This window comes from Citrobacter sp. RHBSTW-00887 (assembly GCF_013728095.1).
Taxonomy (GTDB): Bacteria; Pseudomonadota; Gammaproteobacteria; order Enterobacterales; family Enterobacteriaceae; genus Citrobacter; species Citrobacter braakii.
Genome location: NZ_CP056267.1, coordinates 2,648,029 through 2,672,019, shown reverse-complemented (window position 1 = coordinate 2,672,019; position 23,991 = coordinate 2,648,029). Strand labels below are relative to the sequence as shown.

General features: G+C 53.1%; 20 protein-coding genes and 1 pseudogene. 7 read left to right on the top strand and 14 right to left on the bottom strand.

What is annotated here, in order from left to right:
* Window positions 1-55: 55 nt before the first annotated feature.
* Entirely contained in the window at window positions 56-1,441 is a 1,386-nt protein-coding gene (locus HV314_RS12730) for a NarK family nitrate/nitrite MFS transporter (protein ID WP_019076799.1), read from the bottom strand.
* 212 nt (window positions 1,442-1,653) lie between these two features.
* Complete coding sequence (locus HV314_RS12725) at window positions 1,654-2,232, bottom strand: TetR family transcriptional regulator (protein WP_016153113.1); 579 nt, start codon at window positions 2,230-2,232, stop codon at window positions 1,654-1,656.
* A gap of 117 nt (window positions 2,233-2,349) precedes the next feature.
* On the opposite strand from HV314_RS12725, the gene HV314_RS12720 reads away from it, so the two are divergent.
* Complete coding sequence (locus HV314_RS12720) at window positions 2,350-3,837, top strand: MFS transporter (RefSeq protein ID WP_181545730.1); 1,488 nt, start codon at window positions 2,350-2,352, stop codon at window positions 3,835-3,837.
* Here the strand turns inward: HV314_RS12720 and HV314_RS12715 are convergent, their stop codons facing one another.
* The 3 genes from HV314_RS12715 to yddG all read right to left on the bottom strand — a co-directional run bounded on the left by HV314_RS12715 (window position 3,838) and on the right by yddG (window position 6,784).
* Window positions 3,838-4,278, bottom strand: a complete 441-nt coding sequence (locus HV314_RS12715; RefSeq protein WP_016153111.1) for a GFA family protein — start codon at window positions 4,276-4,278, stop codon at window positions 3,838-3,840. It lies immediately after the preceding gene.
* 83 nt (window positions 4,279-4,361) lie between these two features.
* Window positions 4,362-5,444: a porin OmpD gene (gene ompD, locus HV314_RS12710; RefSeq protein WP_181545728.1), complete on the bottom strand. Its 1,083-nt coding sequence runs from the start codon at window positions 5,442-5,444 to the stop codon at window positions 4,362-4,364.
* Window positions 5,445-5,902: 458 nt separating this feature from the next.
* The gene (gene yddG / locus HV314_RS12705; RefSeq protein ID WP_181545721.1) at window positions 5,903-6,784 is read right to left on the bottom strand and encodes an aromatic amino acid efflux DMT transporter YddG; all 882 of its coding nucleotides are present in this window, start codon (window positions 6,782-6,784) and stop codon (window positions 5,903-5,905) included.
* A 287-nt stretch (window positions 6,785-7,071) separates the two neighbouring features.
* Between yddG and fdnG the strand changes: the two genes are divergently transcribed.
* The 4 genes and pseudogenes from fdnG to HV314_RS12685 all read left to right on the top strand — a co-directional run.
* On the top strand, window positions 7,072-10,119 hold the full coding sequence (gene fdnG / locus HV314_RS12700; RefSeq protein WP_137366989.1) for a formate dehydrogenase-N subunit alpha: 3,048 nt from the start codon (window positions 7,072-7,074) through the stop codon (window positions 10,117-10,119).
* A 13-nt stretch (window positions 10,120-10,132) separates the two neighbouring features.
* Entirely contained in the window at window positions 10,133-11,017 is an 885-nt protein-coding gene (gene fdnH, locus HV314_RS12695) for a formate dehydrogenase N subunit beta (protein WP_016156544.1), read from the top strand.
* Window positions 11,010-11,666: a formate dehydrogenase-N subunit gamma gene (fdnI, locus tag HV314_RS12690; RefSeq protein WP_016153106.1), complete on the top strand. Its 657-nt coding sequence runs from the start codon at window positions 11,010-11,012 to the stop codon at window positions 11,664-11,666. Before fdnH ends, fdnI begins: the two co-directional genes overlap by 8 nt.
* Window positions 11,667-11,795: 129 nt before the next feature.
* Window positions 11,796-12,396, top strand: a pseudogene (locus HV314_RS12685) (inorganic diphosphatase); the annotation flags it as partial.
* Window positions 12,397-12,465: 69 nt separating this feature from the next.
* Here the strand turns inward: HV314_RS12685 and HV314_RS12680 are convergent.
* The 3 genes from HV314_RS12680 to sra all read right to left on the bottom strand — a co-directional run bounded on the left by HV314_RS12680 (window position 12,466) and on the right by sra (window position 16,508).
* A complete protein-coding gene (locus HV314_RS12680; RefSeq protein WP_181548081.1) occupies window positions 12,466-14,181 on the bottom strand; it encodes an ABC-F family ATP-binding cassette domain-containing protein in 1,716 nt (571 codons plus the stop codon).
* 309 nt (window positions 14,182-14,490) lie between these two features.
* The gene (gene maeA / locus HV314_RS12675) at window positions 14,491-16,188 is read right to left on the bottom strand and encodes a malate dehydrogenase (RefSeq protein ID WP_016153104.1); all 1,698 of its coding nucleotides are present in this window, start codon (window positions 16,186-16,188) and stop codon (window positions 14,491-14,493) included.
* A 179-nt stretch (window positions 16,189-16,367) separates the two neighbouring features.
* Window positions 16,368-16,508: a stationary-phase-induced ribosome-associated protein gene (sra, locus tag HV314_RS12670; protein WP_016153103.1), complete on the bottom strand. Its 141-nt coding sequence runs from the start codon at window positions 16,506-16,508 to the stop codon at window positions 16,368-16,370.
* Window positions 16,509-16,735: 227 nt separating this feature from the next.
* Between sra and HV314_RS12665 the strand changes: the two genes are divergently transcribed.
* Window positions 16,736-17,164 (top strand): OsmC family protein, encoded by a 429-nt coding sequence (locus HV314_RS12665; RefSeq protein ID WP_181220429.1) that lies wholly within the window; start codon window positions 16,736-16,738, stop codon window positions 17,162-17,164.
* Window positions 17,165-17,214: 50 nt separating this feature from the next.
* Here HV314_RS12665 and HV314_RS12660 read toward each other — a convergent pair whose 3' ends face one another.
* From HV314_RS12660 to HV314_RS12635, 6 genes are read right to left on the bottom strand one after another with little or no spacing between them, the layout of a single operon-like run.
* A complete protein-coding gene (locus HV314_RS12660) occupies window positions 17,215-17,985 on the bottom strand; it encodes a 3-hydroxybutyrate dehydrogenase (RefSeq protein ID WP_049271553.1) in 771 nt (256 codons plus the stop codon).
* An 11-nt stretch (window positions 17,986-17,996) separates the two neighbouring features.
* Window positions 17,997-19,391 carry a GntP family permease gene (locus tag HV314_RS12655; RefSeq protein ID WP_203457855.1) on the bottom strand — a complete coding sequence of 465 codons (1,395 nt, stop codon included), beginning with the start codon at window positions 19,389-19,391 and terminating at the stop codon, window positions 17,997-17,999.
* Between the two features lie 44 nt (window positions 19,392-19,435).
* Entirely contained in the window at window positions 19,436-20,359 is a 924-nt protein-coding gene (locus HV314_RS12650) for a 3-hydroxyacyl-CoA dehydrogenase family protein (RefSeq protein WP_181548080.1), read from the bottom strand.
* Entirely contained in the window at window positions 20,349-21,554 is a 1,206-nt protein-coding gene (locus HV314_RS12645) for an acetyl-CoA C-acetyltransferase (protein ID WP_047417444.1), read from the bottom strand. The genes HV314_RS12650 and HV314_RS12645 overlap by 11 nt, the downstream gene beginning before the upstream one ends.
* Window positions 21,555-21,564: 10 nt before the next feature.
* Window positions 21,565-22,221 (bottom strand): CoA transferase subunit B, encoded by a 657-nt coding sequence (locus HV314_RS12640; protein WP_080858776.1) that lies wholly within the window; start codon window positions 22,219-22,221, stop codon window positions 21,565-21,567.
* A gap of 2 nt (window positions 22,222-22,223) precedes the next feature.
* Complete coding sequence (locus tag HV314_RS12635; RefSeq protein ID WP_016153096.1) at window positions 22,224-22,931, bottom strand: CoA transferase subunit A; 708 nt, start codon at window positions 22,929-22,931, stop codon at window positions 22,224-22,226.
* Between the two features lie 142 nt (window positions 22,932-23,073).
* On the opposite strand from HV314_RS12635, the gene HV314_RS12630 reads away from it, so the two are divergent.
* Window positions 23,074-23,964, top strand: a complete 891-nt coding sequence (locus HV314_RS12630) for a LysR family transcriptional regulator (RefSeq protein WP_016153095.1) — start codon at window positions 23,074-23,076, stop codon at window positions 23,962-23,964.
* The last annotated feature ends 27 nt before the right edge of the window (window positions 23,965-23,991 follow it).

The following is a 23,991-nucleotide window of genomic DNA, read 5'->3' as shown; positions in this document are numbered from 1 at the left end:
CGGTTAACGCCTTATCCGGCCTATCGAACTGTCCGATCCTGCGGTATCCATTTTGTTATTTTTTTTGTGATTTACGGCCATAGACCAGCCAGGTCACCAGCACGCAGACGATGTAAAACACGAGGAATATTTTCATTGCGCCCACCGGAGAGCCAGTCAGCGCCAGCGATGAACCAAACGCTTTGGGGATGAAAAAGCCCCCCACAGCGCCAATAGCAGAGATGAATCCCAGCGCGGCAGCGGTATCGGTTACCGCCTCACGTTGGGCCTGTTCTTCAGTACCGCCGTGCAGCTTGACCCGGTATATGGTGATTTTGCGAAAGATCACCGCGATCATCTGAAAGGTTGAGCCGCTTCCCAGACCCGCAGTCAGGAATAAGCCCATAAACACCAGGTAGAAGGCGACAAAGTTTCCTTCGCCTGACCCTGGCAGGGTGAGAAACAGCAGGGCGCTAAACAGCGCCATAAAGATGAAGTTAATTAACGTGACGCGCACACCACCGAATTTGTCAGAGATCACCCCACCTGCCGATCGCGCAAGAGCGCCGATGAAGGGGCCGAAGAACGCCAGTTGCAGGATATTCACGTCCGGGAACTGAGTTTTCGCCAGCATGGCAAAGCCTGCCGAAAAGCCGATAAATGAACCGAAGGTGGCGAGATACAGCAGGCTTAATAACCACAGATGAAAACGTTTGAGGACCGGCAACTGGGAAGCAATTGAGGCCTTCGAACTGGCAATATCGTTCATTCCCATGCCTGCTGCTAAGGTGGCTATCAGCAGTAACGGAACCCAAATCCATGCGGCATTGGCCAGCGACAATAACGAGCCGTCGGCTTGCGGTACGCCCTGTACACCCAAAAAGGTAAAGATAGGCAGAAAGATCACCAGCGGCGCGATCAACTGCATCACGCTGACGCCAAGGTTGCCGAGACCACCGTTAACGCCTAATGCGCTGCCTTGTTTCGCTTTGGGGAAGAAAAAGCTGATATTACCCATGCTGGAGGCAAAGTTTGCGCCAGCAAAACCACACATCAGCGCAATGATAATAAATACGCCAAACGGAGTAGCGTTATTTTGCACGGCAAAACCGAGCCAGACGCAGGGAATAACCAGAATAATCGTGCTAAAAATGGTCCACCGGCGCCCACCAAATATAGGTACCATAAAGGAGTAGGGAACGCGCAATATTGCGCCAGAAAGAGAAGGCAATGCCGTTAATAAAAACAGTTGGTCAGTGGTGAAATTAAAACCAATTTTATTCAGATTGACGGCCACGGCGCTGAACAACATCCAGACGCAGAACGCCAGCAACAGACAACTTACTGATATCCAGAGGTTTCTGCGTGCAATATGCTTACCTTTGTTTTCCCAAAAGGCGGGGTTCTCCGGTTTCCAGTCAGTTAAAAGATAACGATTATTTTTCTCATTTGATGCTGCCATATTATTCTCCATGCCCATGCCGTTCATGAAAAAGAAATAAACGCACACAGCGCCGCGCGAGTTCTTTTTAGAAACTATTGAAAAGTTTTGGGAATATTGACTGAAAGAATAGATAAAAAAGCGCAATAACGCGGCGTGATGAGGGAATTACATGTTGCTTAAGTGTTACCAATTGTAAAAATAAAAGATGTATTATTAATTCATCTATAACATCAATTAACTAACTCTAACGTAATCATACGATCCAAATGGCGTTCGAATGCAGGGTCGGCCATTTCCTCAATGCCTAAGACATAGATGCCATCCAGGCCGCAAACCAATGCGATTAAGCGCCAGGCCACCTCAGCCGCATCCGGTATTGCTGAGAATTCACCTGCACTCTGTCCTTGAGTGATGATAGCGGCGGTTTCTTCATGCCACATCCGCATGGTTAGCAGGTAGGCGCTTTTGATTTCCGGATCTTTATCCGCCAGGACCTGCGCTTCGCGCCACAGTTTAATGTAGGGTTCGAACCCGCCATCTTCGCTGCCCAACATAGCATGCAGTCGTTCGCGGAAGCTGGCGTTATCACTGACCTGTTCGGCATCCAGAAGGGTCCGTATCAGTTGCACAAACGCGAGGGATTTTAACTCACCCGCAGAGGTAAAGTGATGGTGTACCTGCCCGGTGGACACCTGAGCTTCCGTGGCAATACGCCGCACCGTCATAGCAGTAAATCCTTCCTCAAGCGCGACACGCATGGCCGCTTGCAGAATAACTTCCCGACGTTCGTCCCGATTCAGATAGCTCATCTTTCCTCCTGTACCCGTATAGCACGCAGTCTAACAAAAAGTTGGACATACGTTCAAATTTCCGTAGGATCGCTAAAGCTGGACACGTGTCCAGTTTCAGTTTCGTTAGGGAGTTTTATGTTTCGTCAGTGGTTAACGTTAGTCATTATTGTACTGGTCTACATCCCTGTTGCGATTGATGCAACGGTGCTGCACGTTGCCGCGCCCACGCTGAGTATGACGCTGGGTGCCAGTGGTAACGAGCTGCTGTGGATCATTGATATTTATTCTCTGGTAATGGCCGGAATGGTATTGCCAATGGGCGCGCTGGGCGATCGTATTGGCTTTAAACGTCTGCTGCTGTTAGGAGGCGGATTATTTGGCCTCGCATCGCTGGCCGCTGCCTTTGCCCACAGCGCGGGTTGGCTGATTGCCACTCGGGCTGTATTGGCGATTGGGGCGGCGATGATTGTTCCGGCAACGCTTGCGGGTATTCGCGCCACATTCGCTGAGCAACGGCATCGCAATATGGCGCTCGGCGTCTGGGCTGCCGTGGGTTCCGGCGGTGCGGCATTTGGCCCACTGGTTGGTGGGATGCTGCTGGAGCACTTCTACTGGGGATCCGTGTTCTTAATTAATGTGCCGATTGTCCTGGTGGTAATGGCCTTAACCGCACGCTTAGTGCCGCGCCAGGCCGGACGTCGCGATCAGTCGTTAAATTTCGGTCATGCGATAATGCTGATTGTCGCCATTCTGCTGCTGGTTTACAGCGCTAAAACCGCGCTGAAAGGGCATACGGCGACCGCTGCCATTGCGTTGACGCTGTTAACCGGCGCGTTACTGTTGTGGCAGTTTGTCCGCATCCAGCTTGCTGCTTCCCGCCCGATGATTGATATGCGGCTGTTCACGCATCGCATCATCTTAAGCGGCGTTGTGATGGCGATGACCGCGATGATAACTCTGGTGGGTTTCGAGTTACTGATGGCTCAGGAGCTACAGTTTGTTCATGGTTTAACACCGTATCAGGCGGGACTGTTTATGCTGCCGGTGATGCTGGCAAGCGGCTTCAGCGGACCCATTGCCGGTATGTTGGTGTCACGCCTGGGATTACGTTGTGTGGCAACGGCGGGTATGGCGCTTAGCGCCGTCAGTTTTTACGGCCTGGCGATGACAGATTTCAGTACTCAGCAGATTCAAGCCTGGATATTAATGGCTTTGCTCGGTTTCAGCGCCGCCAGTGCGCTGCTGGCCTCGACGGCGGCTATCATGGCGGCAGCCCCGGCAGAAAAAGCCGCAGCCGCGGGCGCCATCGAGACAATGGCTTATGAACTGGGGGCCGGGCTTGGGATCGCTATCTTTGGTTTGTTGTTGAGCCGCAGCTTTTCAGCCTCGATTCTGCCGCCTGTCGGACTTAACCCACAGGAGATAGAACGAGCCTCATCGTCAATGGGGGAGGCGGTGCAACTGGCGCACTCGCTCCCGTTGTCGCTGAGTGAGGCGTTGCTGTCGGCTGCTAAAGAAGCCTTTACCTGGTCGCACAGCGTGGCCTTAAACAGCGCCGGCAGCATGCTTATCGTATTAGCGGTAGGAATGTGGTTCAGTCTGGCAAAGGTACAGCGTCAATAACTAATGGGCTAAATGACAGGGGTAATCCATCTCTTCGACTTCTTTCCCACTCAGTCGAGCGTATTGCCCCGTCAGCCTCCAGAACGCAGGCTGTGTTTCCGTATAGATCTCTGCCGCTAAAACCAGGCGGCGGCGATCCACCTCATTCAGCTCCAGCAGCGTCCACGGCACAAAATAACGATCGCTGCCCGTTAGGGTAAACCACAGCGGGCACCCGCATCCGGAACAGAAGAAACGTTCACCACGATTTGAAGAAGGAAAGTGCGAAGGTTCTGCTGAATCTGGCGACATCAGCGGCTGAGCGCTGGCTTCCAGATACATAGCGATGCCACCTGACCACTTCTGGCACAGCGTACAATGACAGGCATAGACATCCAGCATTTCGACGTCGACGGTAAAATGACTCTGTCCGCAAAGACAACGACCAGTGAATGTCTGCACGGCATACTCCTTATGACCGAGTCTACATTAAGAGAAAAAGCCAGCCCTGGAAGGACTGGCTTTGTATTCAGACTACAACAAAATTAGAACTGGTAGTTCAGACCAACAGCAACGATGTTGTCGGTTGATACTTTTGCTGCAGTGGTGAAGTTATTGTCATCCAGCAGGTTGATTTTGTAATCAACGAAGGTAGACATGTTTTTGTTGAAGTAGTAGGTAGCACCCAGGTCTACGTATTCAACCAGATCCTGGTCGCCGTAACCATTGATGTCTTTACCTTTGGATTTCAGGTAAGCAATGGACGGACGCAGACCGAAGTCGAACTGGTACTGAGCAACTGCTTCAAAGTTCTGTGCTTTGTCTGCAATACCTGTAACACCAGTACCGCCATAGGTGGTCATGTTACGGGTTTCAGAGTAGGTCGTTGCCAGGTAGATGTTGTTCGCATCGTATTTCAGACCAGCAGCCCATACTTCAGCGTTCTTACCGGAAGCCATGAAAGCGTTGTTACCTACAGCCTGACGGTCGGTACGGTCAGATTTCGCATAGGTCGCACCTACGCCGAAGCCTTCGTACTCATAGGTAGTAGACAGACCAAAGCCGTCGCCGTTAGCTTCTTTCAGGTTGCCACGGTCGTTTTTGCCCTGGTACTGAGCAGCAAAGTTCAGACCTTCGACCAGACCGAAGAAGTCGGTGTTACGGTAGGTTGCAACGCCAGTAGTACGGCCAGTCATGAAGACGTCACTCTGGGTCCAGGTATCGCCACCGAACTCTGGCAGAACGTCGGTCCATGCGCCGATGTCGTATGCTACGCCGTAGTTACGACCGTAGTCGAAAGAACCGTATTCAGCGAATTTCAGGCCAGCGAATGCCAGACGGGTTTTGTCTGCTTCGGAACCCTGATCTTCAGAACGGTTGCCTTTGAATTCATATTCCCACTGACCAAAACCAACCAGTTGGTCGTTGATCTGAGTTTCGCCTTTGAAGCCCAGACGCGCGTAAGTTTTGTCGCCATCGCTGCTGGTATCGTCAGAGAAGTAGTGCTGAGCGTGAACTTTACCGTACAGGTCCAGTTTGTTACCGTCTTTGTTATATACCTCAGCTGCGTTTACCGCACCTGCCGCCAACAGGCTAGTCACTGCCACTGCAACTAATTTAAGTTTCATTCTAAATAATCCTTATAATTATTTCTTGGTGTGTTTCCTAAACCATTGCTAAACGAAGGGGTTCGTCAATGGCAAACCATTTTTAAATGACGCAGTGGTATAAGTTCAATAATAAGTTTCATAATATTGCGAAATATTTGAAGTTGTGTGATCCAGATCTACATAATATAGCTGATTGTATTAATCTTAATATGTGACAGATCGGAATGGGTATATTTACATGGGGAACTATTGTGCAGGCTATGATTTAAATGGCGTTAGTTTCGCAGGTGTAATATATACATATGAAGAGATATATATGACCGAGTAATACTTTCGGGTGTTAATTAATTTCCATATGTTTAACATTTAATTAAACAAATATAAACATAAACCGCAGTGGAATGAACAATTATTATTCATTAAATTGTCTAAAGTATAGCCGGATTTTATTTGTTTGTGATAAAACCCGACTTTTTTCAGGCACGGCGCGTTGCCAGCCAGCAAAGCAGAGACCCCGCGCAGACCATCAGCGCTCCTTGCCAGAAGGATAGTGACAGCGGGGCACTGAGCAACACCGCGGCCAGCGCAGAGGACAGCACTGGAGTAAAATAAGACCCGACGGCCATAACGGTCACGTTGCCATGCAAAATGCCAATATTCCACGCGGCATAGGCAAATCCTAACGTTAATGCTGCAGTGAACATTTTAATCGTCACCGAAGTGCTGAAAACCATTTCCGGTTGAGGCGTAATAAAATAGTAAACCCACAAACTTGCCGCCGTTAGTAAAACGAACACGGTGATGCCGTTAAAACCTTTTGCATATTTATTGGTCACCGTGCAATACGTTGCCCAGATAAAAGCGCCGAGAAAGGCGAGGAAATAGCTAAGCGGACTGCTGGCAACATTGCTGATAATTTCTCCAAGATTCAGGCCGTTTTCGCCCCCCAACACCCAACAAACCCCGGTCAATGCGATGATTAATCCGGGAATCACCAACCAGGTTGTTTTTTGGCCATTAAATAAGATGGCGAATAATATTGTCAGACTTGGCCAGAGATAATTGACCATACCGACTTCAATAGCCTGGTGACGAGTGGCGGCATAGCCGAGGGCCAGCGCTAAGCATATTTCATAGCTAACAAAAAGCACGCTACCGGCGATTAAATATCGCACAGGAATTTTTCTGATATTTGGGAATCCGACGGTAAATATCAGCAACAGGCCGCTTAATGTAAAAATCATCGCCGCGCCGCCTGCCGGCCCCAGTCCTTCGCTTACCCCACGAATAAGCCCGACCATCGTGCTCCAGAGCACGATGGCAATAAGCCCAATTAACGTTGCTTTTTGTTTTGTCATGCTGATTGTCTGTCCATGGTACTGGCAAAAATTAAGCTGAAATGTATAGCACCTTTACACCGTAGCGCGCTAATTAATTCCCTTTTGTCTACTCCCTTATGGGTACAAAGGTTAAGCGAAGTGCACTATTTAGTAGCGGAACCGTTTCGTTATTGATTTGACGCAAAAAAAATATGGATATAGCTGATAGTTTCGTCGCGAAGTTGTACATGTCATCTTTCAATCATGCCGCGCTGGCGCAATTTGAGAGATTTCCTGTACGAATCCCTGCAAAAAAGAGGAAAGCAATGGACGTCAGCCGCAGACAATTTTTTAAAATCTGCGCGGGCGGTATGGCGGGAACAACAGTAGCCGCTCTGGGTTTTGCACCCAAAATGGCACTGGCTCAGGCGCGAAACTATAAGCTGTTGCGCGCCAAAGAGATCCGAAACACCTGCACATACTGTTCCGTAGGTTGCGGGCTATTAATGTATAGCCTGGGAGATGGAGCAAAAAACGCCAAAGAGTCGATTTACCATATTGAAGGGGATCCGGATCATCCGGTGAGCCGTGGGGCATTATGCCCTAAGGGCGCAGGATTACTGGATTACGTGCACAGTGAAAACCGTCTGCGTTACCCGGAATATCGCGCTCCAGGCTCCGACAAATGGCAGCGTATCAGCTGGGATGAGGCTTTCACCCGTATCGCGAAGCTGATGAAAACTGACCGCGACGCCAACTTTATTGAGAAGAATGAGCAGGGCGTAACGGTAAACCGCTGGCTTTCTACCGGGATGCTGTGTGCATCTGCGGCAAGTAATGAAACCGGCATGCTGACGCAAAAATTTGTGCGCTCACTCGGCATGCTGGCAGTAGACAACCAGGCGCGCGTCTGACACGGACCAACGGTAGCAAGTCTTGCTCCAACATTTGGTCGCGGTGCGATGACCAACCACTGGGTTGATATTAAAAACGCCAACGTCGTGATGGTGATGGGCGGTAACGCCGCTGAAGCACATCCGGTGGGATTCCGCTGGGCGATGGAAGCTAAAAACAACAATGATGCCACGCTAATTGTTGTTGACCCCCGTTTTACACGTACAGCCTCGGTAGCGGATATTTACGCGCCAATTCGTTCCGGCACGGACATTACGTTCCTGTCCGGCGTCTTGCTGTATCTGATTGAAAACAACAAAATCAACGCTGAATACGTTAAGCATTACACCAACGCCAGCCTGCTGGTGCGGGATGATTTTGCTTTTGAAGACGGTCTGTTCAGCGGTTACGACGCGAAAAAACGCCAATACGATAAATCGTCCTGGAACTACCAGTTCGATGAAAACGGCTACGCGAAACGCGATGAAACGTTAACCCATCCTCGCTGTGTCTGGAATCTGCTAAAACAGCACGTTTCCCGCTACACGCCGGATGTGGTGGAAAACATCTGCGGTACGCCAAAAGAAGACTTCCTGAAAGTTTGCGAAGTGCTGGCTTCCACCAGCGCAGCGGATCGCACCACCACGTTCCTGTATGCGCTGGGCTGGACACAGCATACCGTCGGGGCGCAGAACATCCGTACCATGGCGATGATCCAGTTGCTGCTCGGCAACATGGGGATGGCAGGTGGCGGGGTCAACGCTTTACGCGGTCACTCCAACATTCAGGGTTTAACCGACTTAGGGCTGCTCTCTACCAGTCTGCCAGGCTACCTGACGCTGCCGTCAGAGAAACAGGCCGATCTGCAAACCTATCTGGCTGCTAACACGCCAAAAGCGACGTTGGCCGATCAGGTGAACTACTGGGGCAACTACCCGAAATTCTTCGTCAGCCTGATGAAATCTTTCTACGGCAATGCGGCGCAGAAAGAAAACGACTGGGGCTTTGAGTGGCTGCCGAAGTGGGATCAGTCCTACGACGTCATCAAATACTTCAACATGATGGATAGCGGGAAAGTCACCGGCTACATCTGTCAGGGCTTTAACCCGGTCGCGTCCTTCCCGGACAAAAACAAAGTGGTGCAGTGCCTGAGCAAACTGAAGTATCTGGTGATTATCGATCCGCTGGTGACCGAAACCTCTACGTTCTGGCAGAACCACGGCGAATCAAACGACGTTGATCCGGCTTCTATTCAGACCGAAGTCTTCCGTTTGCCATCCACCTGCTTTGCGGAAGAGGACGGCTCCATCGCCAACTCCGGTCGCTGGCTGCAGTGGCACTGGAAAGGTCAGGATGCCCCGGGTGAAGCCCGCAACGACGGCGAAATTCTGGCCGGTATTTATCACCGTCTGCGCGACATGTATCGCACTGAAGGCGGTAAAGCCGTAGAACCCGTGCTGAAAATGAGCTGGAACTATAAGCAGCCGGACGAACCGCACTCCGAGGAAGTGGCAAAAGAGAACAACGGCTATGCGCTGGAAGATCTCTATGATGCCAACGGTGTGCTGGTTGCGAAGAAAGGCCAGTTACTCAGCAGCTTTGCGCTTCTGCGCGATGATGGATCTACGTCATCGTCCTGCTGGATTTATACCGGTAGCTGGACCGAGCAGGGCAACCAGATGGCCAATCGCGATAACGCCGACCCGTCAGGTCTCGGTAATACGCTGGGCTGGGCCTGGGCATGGCCGTTAAACCGTCGCGTGCTGTATAACCGCGCTTCGGCGGACCCGCAAGGTAAGCCATGGGATCCAAAACGCATGCTGATCCAGTGGAACGGCACGAAGTGGACGGGGAACGATATCCCGGACTTCAACACCGCAGCACCGGGCAGTGGCACCAATCCGTTTATTATGCAGCCGGAAGGGCTGGGTCGTCTGTTCGCTATCGATAAGATGGCGGAAGGTCCTTTCCCGGAACACTACGAGCCGATGGAAACGCCGCTGGGTACGAACCCGCTGCATCCGAACGTGATCTCCAACCCGGCAGCGCGTCTGTACGAAGCGGATAAGTTACGCATGGGCACGAAACAGGACTTCCCGTACGTCGGGACGACCTATCGTCTGACCGAACATTTCCATACCTGGACCAAGCACGCATTGCTGAATGCGATTGCCCAGCCAGAGCAGTTTGTGGAAATCAGCGAAACGCTGGCGGCAGCGAAGGGGATCTCCAACGGCGATCACGTCAAAGTCAGCAGTAAGCGTGGATTTATTCGCGCAGTTGCCGTGGTTACCCGTCGTCTACGTACTCTGCACGTCAACGGTCAGCAGGTTGAAACGGTTGGGATCCCGATCCACTGGGGCTTTGAAGGAGTCGCGCGTAAAGGCTATATCGCCAACACCCTGACGCCGAATGTCGGTGATGCAAACTCGCAAACGCCGGAATACAAAGCGTTTTTAGTTAACATCGAGAAGGCGTAAGGGAGGCGAACATATGTCTATGGAAACGCAGGACATCATCAAACGGTCCGCAACAAACGCCATCACGCCGCCGCCTCAGGCCCGTGATTACAAAGCTGAGGTCGCAAAGCTGATCGACGTTTCCACCTGTATAGGCTGTAAGGCCTGTCAGGTGGCATGCTCAGAGTGGAATGATATCCGCGATGAAGTCGGCCACTGCGTCGGGGTGTATGACAACCCTGCCGATCTTAGCGCCAAGTCCTGGACGGTGATGCGGTTTACCGAAACCGAACAGAACGGCAAGCTCGAGTGGTTGATTCGTAAAGACGGCTGTATGCACTGTGAAGATCCGGGCTGTCTGAAGGCATGCCCGTCTGCCGGGGCTATCATCCAGTACGCCAACGGGATTGTTGATTTTCAGTCAGAGCACTGCATTGGCTGCGGCTACTGTATTGCCGGGTGTCCATTTAATATTCCGCGCCTCAATAAAGAGGATAACCGCGTGTATAAATGTACGCTGTGTGTGGACCGCGTCAGCGTCGGGCAGGAACCTGCCTGCGTGAAGACCTGTCCGACCGGGGCAATCCATTTCGGCACCAAGCAGGAAATGCTGGAAATGGGCGAACAGCGTGTGGCAAAACTGAAAGCACGTGGTTATGAACATGCCGGTGTCTACAACCCGGAAGGTGTGGGTGGCACGCACGTGATGTACGTTCTGCATCATGCCAACCAGCCGGAGCTGTATCACGGCCTGCCGAAAGAACCGCAGATCGATACCTCTATCAATCTGTGGAAAGGGGCGCTGAAACCGCTGGCCGCTGCCGGATTTATCGCCACCTTCGCCGGACTGATTTACCACTACATTGGTATCGGTCCGAATAAGGAAGTGGACGACGACGAGGAGGATCATCATGAGTAAGTCGAAAATGATTGTGCGCACGAAGTTTATCGACCGCGCCTGTCACTGGACGGTGGTGATCTGCTTCTTCCTGGTGGCGTTGTCGGGGATTTCGTTTTTCTTCCCGACTCTGCAATGGCTGACGCAGACCTTCGGTACGCCGCAGATGGGGCGCATTTTGCACCCGTTCTTCGGACTGCTGATCTTCGTGGCGCTGATGTTCATGTTTGTACGCTTCGTTCACCACAACATCCCGGATAAAAAAGATATCCCGTGGCTGAAAAACATTGTGGAAGTGCTGAAAGGCAATGAACACAAAGTGGCGGACGTGGGTAAGTACAATGCCGGACAGAAAATGATGTTCTGGTCGATCATGAGCATGATTTTCGTGCTGCTGATTACCGGCATCATTATCTGGCGTCCGTACTTTGCGCAGTTCTTCCCGATGCAGGTCGTGCGCTATAGCCTGCTTATCCATGCGGCTGCGGGGATTATCCTGATGCACGCCATCCTCATCCACATGTATATGGCATTCTGGGTGAAAGGATCGATTAAAGGCATGGTCGAAGGGAAAGTGAGCCGCCGCTGGGCGAAGAAACATCACCCACGCTGGTATCGCGAAGTTGAACGACAAGAAGCGAAAAAAGAGAGCGAGGAAGGGGTTAACTAACTCCTGACGTGCCCTGATCGTAATGGCGCTACACCTGTAGCGCCATTTTTTTGCCCAAAAAACGTCATGTTTTTGTCATCTGCTGAACGTAAAGTATTGTCTTTCCAATAATAGAAGAGTTAAAAGACAATGCATCTGGTGAAAAAATTACTCGCAGTCAGCGCGTTTCTTTGTGCGTCCGCTCAGGCGCAGAACATCCTAGAATTTCCTCAGCCGGAAAATAACCCGGAAGAGTTTTATGCCGTAACCGAAATCCCGGCAGGTGGAACGATTAAATATGAAACCGACTCCAAAACCGGTTTTATCGTGGCCGATCGCTTCCAGTCAATGCCGGTTGCCTATCCCGCCAACTACGGTTCACTAACCCAGTCTTTAGCCGGTGACGGCGACCCGCTGGATGTTATCTTTTATACCCGTGCGCCGCTGGCCCCGGGAACGCTGATTAAGCTGCGGGCTATAGGCGTACTGAAGATGATCGACGGCGGTGAAAAGGACGATAAAATTGTCGCCGTTCCGGCCAGCAAAATTGACCCCACTTATGACAACATCAAAGAGTTAAGCGACCTGCCCAAGATTGAAGTTCAACGTCTGGAATCTTTCTTCCGCGTATACAAAGATCTGCCGGAAGGGCGCAAGAAAGTCGAATTAAACGGTTTCAATGACGCCGCTACGGCAAAGCAAGAGATCAAGCAGGCCTGGGATGCCTGGAAAGAGAAAAAACCGCAATAACAAAAGATAAGCCGGATGACGGGCCTACACGCGCATTTTGCTGATGTAGGCTGCCATCCGGCAATACGGTTTACTCCAGTTGTGAGTTCAGGCGCTCAATCTCCTCACGCCATTGCGCCTGTAACAGCGGCTTTTGATGTTTCGGCTTGCGGGCAAGATCGTCAGCCAGACGCTGCTCCAGCTCAAGAAGTTGTTCCAGCAATCCATCGCTGTCACCGCTTATTTCGGCTCTCGCATCGACCACCGTTTTTGGAACGGTTATCTCCGAGGATGTTTGCCGAATACGCGCATTGACCGCGTCCAGATCGTGCCATTCACTGAGTTCGCCGTTGTCGATCAACCAAAACTGGTTACAGCTTTGGCTAATAAGCTGACGGTCGTGACTGACCAACAACACGCCGCCGTTATAGCTTTGCAGCGTTTCTGCTAACGCCTCTTTACCTTCCAGATCCAGATGGTTGGTCGGTTCATCGAGCATCAGCAGGCTGTAGCGCGCAAGCGTTAGCCCAACAAACAGCAGCCGGGAGCGCTCACCGCCGCTTAGGGAACTGATCCGCTGCGCGTGACGAACCCACGGAAAACCCGCGCTAATCAGCGCCATTTTGCGGATATCAGGCTGCGGAGCAAACGGCTCCAGCGCGTCAAATAACGAATCGTTATCTGCGAGTTGGTGCAGCGTCTGGTCGTAATACCCCAACGTAACGCGCGGGTGCAACACCAGTGAAGGTGATGCCAGTTGTGAGTGAAACTGTTGCCAGATAAGCCTTAACAACGATGATTTTCCACAACCGTTGCGCCCGACAATCGCCACGCGATCGCCGCTTTTTAACCGGAGACCGGCAATGGAAAACAGCGTATCGGCGTCGGGAGCAGGGGCCACGGACAGATTAGTCATCTCCAGCAAACGATCCGCACGCAGGGCATCTCCCTGCAATGTTAGTGTCCACTGACTTCCTGACGTCACTTCAGTCTGTACCTCTTTCAGGCGCTGTACCTGCTTTTCCATCTGCTTGGCCTTGCGGGAAAGATCTTCGTTGTCGTAGACCCGCCCCCAGGTAGCCAGCCGTTTGGCGCTGGCGGTCACCCGGTCTATCTCCTTTTGCTCAGCCTTATGGCGCAGAGCATCGCTGATGTCTCTTTCTGCCAGGGCCTGACGCGCCGCGCTACAAGGCAGATCGAAGGAATGGAGAGTTCGATCGCGCAGGATCCAGGTTCCGTGAGTCACCGCGTCTAACAGCTGCGGGTCGTGGGAAACCACCACAAAACTGCCAGACCAGTTTTGTAAGAACTGTTCCAGCCACAGTAATGTTGGCAGATCCAGGTGGTTACCCGGCTCATCCAGCAGCAGCAGGTCAGGGTTTCGCATCAGCGCCCGCGCCAATAACAGACGCGTGTGTTGGCCGCCGCTCAGCGTGTGTGCTGTCAGAGATAAATTCTCCGGCGTGAACCCCATTTCAGCGAGCAGTGCTTCAACTCGCCACTGCTGACCTGCGCGTTCATGCTCGGGCAGTTGAGCCAGAACGGCTTCCTGCAGCGTGAGTGGCAGTATTTCGTCTGGGAGATGTTGTTCTACACGGGCGAGATGGCAGTGATTTGCCTGCGCGATAACCCCACTGGTCGGCGAAATTGTGCCATCGAGCAGTTTTAACAGCGTGCTTTTGCCGCAGCCGTTGTAACCGATAAGCCCGATGCGGTCGCCTTTTTTCAGGGTAAAGGAAAGATCGTCGAATAACGTGCCAAATGCCGTATCAACGTGTAAGGATTGTGCGGTTAGTAATGTGCTCATTGTTGCTTACTCAAGAGTTACAGGCGTAAAAACGCCTCGTCAAACATCGCTGACGATAACCCGGTAAGCCCGAGAGAAGGGGATTTAGAAGTTAGCTTCGCTCAAGCAGAAGTTATCGCAGCACGATACCGATAACGCTTGAGCACTGGCGATCGCCAAAAGCATGTGAAACGATAAAACGTTCACAGTACAGCATAAGTATCCTCCTTTTGTTTTTCAGAACGTTAATCGGTAGCGAAAGTGTAATCGTAAGTCACCCAGTCGCGCAAGTTCTGAGCGCCCGGCAGCAACGTGCCGCCGGGCAAACCGTCAGATAGAGGTACGACGGTAGTCGCGGTATTCTGCCTGCCAGAAATTATCGTCAATCGCCTGTTGCAGCGCTTCGGCGGAGGTTTTCACCGCCACGCCTTGCTGCTGGGCCATTTTACCGACGGCAAACGCGATGGCGCGGGAAACGGTCTGAATATCTTTCAGCTCAGGTAACACCAGTCCTTCGCCGTTGAGCACCAGCGGTGAATACTGCGCCAGCGTTTCACTGGCTGACATCAGCATTTCATCGGTGATACGCGATGCACCAGAAGCAATTACCCCCAGACCAATACCCGGGAAGATATAGGCGTTGTTACATTGGGCAATGGGATAGATTTTCTCTTTCCACAGTACCGGTGCGAACGGGCTACCGGTCGCAACCAGCGCGTTACCCTCGGTCCAGGCGATAATATCCTGTGGCGTGGCTTCTACGCGGGAAGTCGGGTTAGACAGCGGCATGACGATCGGACGCGGGCAATGCTTATGCATTTCGCGAATGATCTCTTCGGTAAACAGGCCGGTCTGTCCGGAAACACCAATCAGGATGTCCGGCTTAACGTTGCGTACCACATCGAGTAACGACAGCACATCTTCTTGCGTATCCCAGTGCTGCAGATTTTCGCGTTTTTGCACCAGTTTGGTCTGGAAAGAGAGCAGGTTCGGCATCTTATCGGTTAACAGGCCGAAGCGATCAACCATAAACACGCGTTGACGCGCCGCTTCTTCGCTTAAACCTTCACGCTGGATTTGCGCGATGATCTGCTCGGCAATTCCGCAACCGGCGGAACCTGCCCCGAGGAATACAATGTTCTGTTCGCTTAACTGGCTACCGGCCGCACGGCTGGCCGCAATCAGCGTGCCAACGGTCACCGCAGCGGTACCCTGAATATCGTCGTTAAACGAGCAAATTTCATCGCGATAGCGGGTCAACAGCGGCATGGCGTTTTTCTGTGCGAAGTCTTCAAACTGCAACAGCACGTCCGGCCAGCGATGCTTCACGGCCTGGATGAATTCATCGACAAATTCGTAGTATTCATCATCGGTGATACGCGGATTACGCCAGCCCATATACAGCGGATCGTTGAGCAGTTGCTGGTTGTTGGTTCCGACGTCCAGTACCACCGGCAGGGTGTAGGCCGGGCTGATCCCACCACACGCGGTATACAGCGACAGTTTACCGATTGGAATACCCATCCCGCCGATCCCCTGATCGCCAAGACCCAAAATACGTTCCCCATCGGTGACAACGATGACCTTGATATTGTGGTTAGGAACGTTTTGCAGGATATCGTCCATATTGTGGCGGTTCTGATAAGAGATAAACACGCCGCGCGCGCGACGATAAATCTCGGAGAAACGCTCACAGGCCGCGCCGACCGTTGGGGTATAGATAACTGGCATCATCTCATCAAGGTGATTATGCACCAGCCGGTAAAACAGGGTTTCGTTGGTGTCCTGGATGTTGCGCAGGTAAATATGTTTATCGATTTCGGTTTTGAATCCCTGATATTGGATCCAGGCGCGTTCAGCCTGTTCTTCAATCGTCTCGACCACTTCCGGCAGTAACCCCAGCAGGTTGAAGTTACGGCGTTCTTCCGCACTGAAAGCACTCCCTTTATTCAGTAAAGGGAATTCAAGCAGAACCGGGCCAGCGTAGGGGATGTAAAGGGAACGCAGTTTTTTAGTTTCGTTTTCCATGTCACTCACTCTTTTTTGAATAACCGTCCCTGGCACTCTTTATGATCGTATGTGGCCTGTCCGCCAGGGAAACGGCCGAAGTATAAAGCATTGTGAATGGGTTAAGGGGTTTTATAAGCAAAAACACCACTGCGGTTGCAATGGTGTTTATCTCGTTATTCAGTCAGACGTGCGAAAGGCTATTTGGCGTCAGCGCGGCGCTTTCTTCCGGTAGGATTATTGACCACGTTGGTTTTGTCACCTTCGGTCACGACTTTGCGTTGATTTGAGATTTTGTGGTCCAGTCCGAGAATATGACGGGCCTGACGGTTCGATTTCATTCTAACTCCTTAATCCTGTTACTGGTTTCAAGGGCGAGTCCGTATGAGAACGGACGAAATACAACCTGATAGAAAGCCGATGTTAAAAATAGCGGCTTTCTGGATGGTCGGTCATTTCAGCTGAAAGGTCAATGCTTAAGCGGCAAATGAGAACTATCCCGTATGTGCCATGCTTTTTCTCAGCCGTCCTATACTTGTAACTCCAACGACAACACAGGAGAGCGGTAATGACTATCCATAAGAAAGGTCAGGCACACTGGGAAGGCGACATTAAGCGCGGTAAAGGTACCGTGTCGACCGAAAGTGGGGTGTTGAATCAGCAACCGTATGGGTTTAATACCCGATTTGAAGGGGCGAAAGGCACCAATCCTGAAGAGTTGATTGGCGCGGCGCATGCAGCCTGCTTCTCAATGGCGCTTTCGCTCATGCTGGGCGAAGCGGGTTTTACCCCAGATGCCATTGATACCACTGCCGATGTTTCTCTGGATAAAGTGGATGCCGGATTTGCTATCACCAAAGTCGCGCTCCACAGTCAGGTGAGCGTCCCGGGGATAGATGCCGCCACGTTTGACGGCATCATCCAGAAAGCAAAAGCCGGCTGCCCGGTATCACAGGTACTGAACGCGGAAATTACGCTGGATTATCAGTTAAAATAGTAAAGAAGGTGTGCCGGATGCGACGGGGTCTTATCCGGCACCAGATATCTTTATTGTGCCACCCAGCCGCCATCCATATTCCACGCCACACCACGCACCTGCGACGCCCCGTCTGAGCACAAAAATAGCGCAAGCTCACCCAACTGTTGCGGCGTGACGAATTCGCGCGACGGCTGTTTTTCCGCCAGCAGGGCGTCACGCGCGGCGTCAGGCTCAGCGCCTTCGGCAATACGTTTATCGATTTGCTGCTGGACCAACGGCGTAAGCACCCAACCGGGGCACAGCGCATTGCAGGTGATACCCGTCTGCGCGGTCTCCAGCGCAATGGTTTTGGTTAATCCCACCACGCCGTGCTTCGCCGCCACATAGGCGGATTTCTCTTTTGAGGCCACCAGGCCATGAACAGAAGCGATATTGATGATGCGTCCCCAGTTACGCGCACGCATGCCGGGAAGCGCCAGGCGCGTGGTGTGAAAGACAGAAGAGAGGTTAATGGCGATAATCGCGTTCCATTTATCAACCGGGAAGGTCTCCACCGGTGAAACATGCTGGATCCCGGCATTGTTGACCAGAATGTCCACCCCGCCAAATTCGCTATCGGCATAGCGCATCATGTCGGCAATTTGCGCTTCATCGCTCAGGTCCGCGCCATGATAGCCTGGCGTTTTGCCATATTGTGCAATGGCATCTTTGGCGGCTTCCACATCACCAAATCCGTTAAGGATCAGGGTAGCGCCCGCTTGCGCCAGCACCTGAGCGATGCCTAATCCAATACCGCTGGTAGAGCCGGTAACCAGAGCGGTTTTTCCCGTTAAGTTCATGATGATTCTCCTTAAACAATTCCGGTGATGTAGAAGACGCCGATAACAAACAGCACGGCCAGACTTTTAATTACGGTAATGGCGAATATCCCGCCGTACGCCTGACGATGGCTAAGACCGGTTATGGCCAGCAGGGTAATGACCGCACCGTTATGTGGCAGGGTATCCATACCACCACTGGCCATTGACGCCACGCGGTGGAAGACCTCGAGGGGAATATTGGCGGCATGGGCGGCGGCAATAAAAGTGTCAGACATGGCGGCGAGGGCAATACTCATCCCGCCAGACGCCGAACCGGTGATCCCGGCAAGCGTAGTGATGCTGATAGCCTCATTGAGCAGCGGGTCGGGAATGGCCGCCAGCGCTTTTGACAGCACGAGGAAACCTGGCAGGGCGGCGATCACTGCGCCAAAACCGTATTCTGATGCGGTGTTCATGGCCGCGAGGATCGCGCCGCCAACCGCCGTTCGGCTCCCTTCCGCCAGGCGACCTTTAATGTTGCGATAGCCGAAGAGCACCACCAGCAGGATCCCAGAAATCAGCGCCGCTTCTACCGCCCAGATAGCGGTGATTTTACCAACTTCGGTGGTAATCGGTTTGGCAAGGCCCGGAAGTTCCAGTTGATGCGTAGCGCCATACCATTGCGGGATCCAGTGGGTAAATAGCAGGTTAAAAACGCCAACCAGGATCAGCGGAGAGATAGCAATTATCGGGTTCGGCAGGTTAATGTTATCCGGCGTTTCCGGCTCGTTTAACAGTTCAGTGCCATACCCTTCATTCTTTGCCTGCGCTTTACGACGCTGGCGCTCGAGATAAACCAGACCGACAACGATGATAAACAGAGAGCCGATCAAACCCAGCCAGGGCGCGGCCCAGGCGTTAGTTCCAAAGAAGCTGGTCGGAATAATGTTCTGGATCTGCGGCGTGCCTGGCAGAGCGTCCATGGTGAAGGAAAACGCGCCCAGCGCAACGGTGGCCGGGATCAGGCGCTTCGGAATATTACTCTGACGGAACAGCTCCGCCGCAAACGGATACACCGCAAATGCCACCACGAACAACGATACGCCGCCGTAGGTCAACAGTGCACACACCAGCACAATCACAGGGATGGCGTGACGACGCCCGAGAATGTTGATGGCGGCGGCAACGATGGAGCGAGAAAAACCCGATAACTCGATTAACTTGCCAAACACAGCGCCCAGTAAGAACACCGGGAAGTAAAGCTTCACAAAACCGACCATTTTTTCCATAAACAGGCCGGTGAAGGCAGGGCCGACGGCGCTGGGTTCAGTGAGCAATACAGCACCTAATGCCGCGATGGGGGCAAACAGGATGACGCTATATCCGCGATAGGCTGCCAGCATCAGCAGGCCCAACGCTGCCAGGGCGATTAATACACTCATCATGACTCCTCAATATCATTGTTATAGTGGGGGTACAGAAAGAGAAGTTACGGTTTCAGGGCAAAGCGCAGCTGATGCTCTCTGCGTTGCTGGATATATTCCTTGCGCGAATCATCCCAGCGATAAAATCCCTGACCGCTGCGCAAACCGGTATCACCGTTAGCCACCTTGTCAGCGACCAGAGACATCATGTCGCTCCCGGTTGCCAGCTCCGGTAGCAGATGCCGACAAATGTCCTGTACCGTAGAAAGTCCGGTCATATCCGCCGCCTCCAGCGGACCGACCATCGCATAGCGGCGACCGAGCGAGGCGCGCATTACCTGATCCACCACCTCTGCGCTGGCGATCCCGCTTTTTACGATATGCAACGCTTCACGCAGCAGAGCGAACTGCAGGCGATTACCGACAAACCCCGGCGCGGCGCGGTCGAGCACGACGGCTTCCAGCTGCATCGAAAGCAGCAGCTGTTGCAGTTCCTGCAGATATTCCGGCTTCGTGGCCGTGCCGGGTACAATCTCAACCAGTGGAATAAAATGCGGCGGGTGCCAGAAATGGGCGATTAACAACCGCTCAGGATGGGCGAGCTTTTCTGCCAGCGCATCCGGCGGCAGGCCGCTGGTGTTACTGGCAATGACGGCCTCAGGCGCGATCAATGCTTCCAGTTGCGCATACAACGCGTGCTTGAGTTCGAGTCGCTCCGGGATGGCTTCGATCAGTAACCCGCACGCGGCAATATCGTGCAGTGAGGTAGTGCCATGCAGACGACTCACAGCCTGTGCTTTGTCGTTTTTAGGAAACTGTTCGGTGGCAATCAGTTCATCCAGAATTCCGCTGGCAACTGCGCCAATGTCTGCAATACGGTCACTATCGGTGTCGTACAGCCAGACATCGTGACCATAACGGACGAAGTGGGTGGCAATACCGACACCCATTAAACCCGCGCCCAGTACGCAGATATGCTTACTTTTCATGAGATACTTCCTGCGGGCGCTCAACCGCCAGCGCCACCCCCTGACCGCCGCCTACGCACAGCGTAGCCAGCCCTTTGGCTGCGTTACGGCGGGCCATTTCGTGCAGCAAAGTCACCAGAATTCGGCAACCTGACGCCCCAATGGGATGGCCCAGCGCAATCGCGCCGCCGTTTACGTTCACCCGATTGCTGTCCCAGTTCAGGGATTCGCCAACCGCCAGCGCTTGCGCGGCAAAGGCTTCGTTGGCTTCAATGAGATCGACATCATTCAACGTCCAGCCAGCTCGCTTCAGGCACTGAAGTGATGCCTCTACCGGCCCAATGCCCATAATCGCAGGGTCGACGCCGGAGACAGCGTAGCCCGCCACTCTGGCAAGAACCGGCAGATTGAGTTCTGCTGCTTTGGCGGCGCTCATCAACATCACCGCTGCGGCGCCATCGTTGATTGAAGAGGCATTCCCGGCGGTCACCGTTCCGTTACCTGGGCGAAACGCTGGTTTGAGCTGCGCCAGCTTTTCAGCCTGCGTATCCGGACGAGGCTGTTCGTCACGATCCACGACACGCGGCGGTTTTTTGCCCTGTGGGACGCTGACTGGCGTGATTTCCGCGCTAAAACGACCGGCTTCAATGGCGGCGGCCGCTTTTTGCTGTGAGCGCAGGGCAAAGGCGTCCTGCTGCTCGCGACCGATCACGAACTTATCCGCCAGATTTTCCGCGGTAATCCCCATGTGATAGTCGTTAAACGCATCCCACAGACCGTCATGCACCACGCTGTCTTTCATGCTGGCATGACCGAGCCGCAGTCCCGCCCGGGCGCCGTCGAGGAAATAGGGCGCATTGCTCATGCTCTCCTGCCCACCGGCAATCACAATTTGCGCATCGCCGCAGCGAATCGCCTGGACCGCCTGATGCACCGCCTTCATGCCCGAGCCGCACACCAGATTCAGGGTTAACGCGGGCGTGGTGACCGGCAGTCCTGCGCGTAACGCTGTTTGCCTGGCAGGGTTCTGGCCGCAGCCTGCCGTCAGAACCTGGCCGAAGATCACTTCATCAATTTGCTCAGGTGCCACGGCAGTTTTTTCCAGCAGCGAACGGATCACCACTGAACCTAGTTCAACCGCGGAAAGCGGTGCCAGCGCGCCATGAAAACTGCCAATTGGGGTGCGCGTTGCCGCGACAATAACAACATCCTGCATGGTCAGCTCCTCAGCTAAAGTGCATTTCGGGGACATTTTCGGGAACGATCAGCTTGCCGGCGGTTCTGGCGACTATCTCATCCACGCTGATGCCCGGCGCTCGCTCGCGCAGAATGAACGCCCCGTCGGAAATCTCCAGCAGCGCCAGATCGGTAAGCACACGTTTAATACAGGCCACGCCGGTCAGCGGCAGGGTGCAGGCGGGAAGCAGTTTCGACTCGCCGCTTTTAGAGGCATGCGTCATCACCACGATGATGTTGTCGGCTCCGGCAACCAAATCCATCGCGCCGCCCATGCCTTTCACCATTTTTCCGGGGATCATCCATGAGGCGATATTGCCGTTAACATCCACTTCAAACGCGCCGAGCACCGTCAGGTCGACGTGACCGCCGCGGATCATGGCGAAGGATTGCGCCGAGTCGAAGATTGCCGCGCCTTTGCGCGCCGTCACGGTCTGTTTCCCGGCGTTGATCATGTCAGCATCAATTTCATCTTCAGTGGGAAACGGGCCCATACCCAGCAAACCGTTTTCCGATTGCAGCATTACGTCCATGCCTTCAGGAATGTAGTTCGCCACCAAAGTAGGAATACCAATCCCAAGGTTGACGTAATAACCGTCTCGCAGTTCGCGGGCGACACGCATCGCCATTTGTTCACGCGTTAACATGGTCAGGCTCCTTTCTGGCGCAGGGTGCGTTGTTCAATACGTTTTTCAAACTGCCCCTGGATAATGCGGTTAACGTAAATTCCGGGGGTGTGAATTGCGGCGGGGTCCAGCTCTCCGGGAGGGACAATTTCTTCAACTTCCACGACGGTAATACGCCCAGCGGCAGCCATCAGCGGATTAAAATTTTGTGCGGTATGGCGATAAATAACGTTGCCGTACCAGTCGGCTTTCCAGCCTTTAACCAACGCAAAATCACCGGTTATCGCCTGCTCTAAGATGTAAGGGCGTCCGGCAAACTCGCGAACTTCTTTCCCTTGCGCGACCGGGGTTCCGTATCCGGTCGCGGTAAAGAATGCCGGGATCCCCGCGCCGCCCGCGCGCAACTGCTCAGCCAGCGTGCCTTGCGGCGTCAGGATAGCTTCCAGTTCACCGCTGAGAACCTGCTGCTCAAACAGGGCGTTTTCACCTACATAAGATGCGACCACTTTGCGTACCTGGCGCGTTTCCAGCAGAACGCCAAGGCCAAAACCATCCACGCCGCAGTTGTTTGACACAACCGTAAGCCCCTGAACCTCCCGACGGCGTACTTCGGCAATCAGGTTCTCAGGGATCCCACATAAGCCAAAACCGCCCGCCAGCAGCGTCATGTTATCGGTCAGTCCTTCCAGCGCCTCTTGATAGGTGGCAACCCGTTTATCCAGTCCAGCCATACACTTGCCCCTCCTGTTGTCCTTGCCGACATCATTGGGGGTGAAAAATGATTTGTTAATTTTAAATTTGTGACTCACTCATTGGGTTTTTTTATCAATTTAATGTTAATTAAAGGTATTCAACAAGTTAAAGGAATGCGAAATGGGAATGAGCATCAAACAGTTACGCGCGTTTTTAGCGGTAGCTCACACTCTGAATTTTGCTCATGCCAGTGAAAGACTGAATATGTCGCAACCCGCTTTAAGCCTGGCGATTAAAGGACTGGAGGATTCACTGGGCGGGGCGTTACTGTTGAGAACCACCCGCAAAGTGACCCTGACGCAGGAGGGAGAAACGCTGCTCAACATGGGGCGACAGCTGCTTGCCGACTGGGAGAATACGGAAGAGGCAATGCGTCAGCGCTTTACGCTGCAGCGCGGGAAAATCTCTATTGCCGCCATGCCCTCATTCGCCGCTAACGTCCTGCCATCGGTACTGAAAACGTTTCGTGATTCCTACTCCGGGATCAACGTAACGGTACATGACGTGATTAACGAACAAGTGATTGAGATGGTCAGTGAAGGGCGGGTGGAGATGGGCATTGCCTTTGAGCCGGACTCTTCAGGGCATCTGCATTTCACCCCGCTCGGCGTGGATCGTTTTATCGCGATTGTTCCGCCGACATGCAAACTGGCGGGCCGGGATCGTATTGCGTGGCGCGAATTACTGACGCTGGATTTTATCACCCTGCAACGTCCTTCCGCCGTGCGCCTGATGCTGGAAGAACAGCTGGTGCAAAGTGGGCATACGCTGGAGGTGGCGCTGGAGAGCCATCAACTTGTGACGGTTGGTCGCCTGGTGGCGAGCGGACTGGGCGGCAGCGCCGTGCCCGCATTGTGCCGTACGCAAATGACAGAGCTGGGCGCAACCTGTATCGATCTGGATACGCCGGTGATCCAGCGTCGGATCGGCGTTTTGCGTTCGGCGCATCATAAGTTATCTACCGCTTCTGAAGTGCTGGTGGATTCACTGAAAAAGGCGTATTGCACCTGACTCTCACGCAATACGCCAACCGTTCAG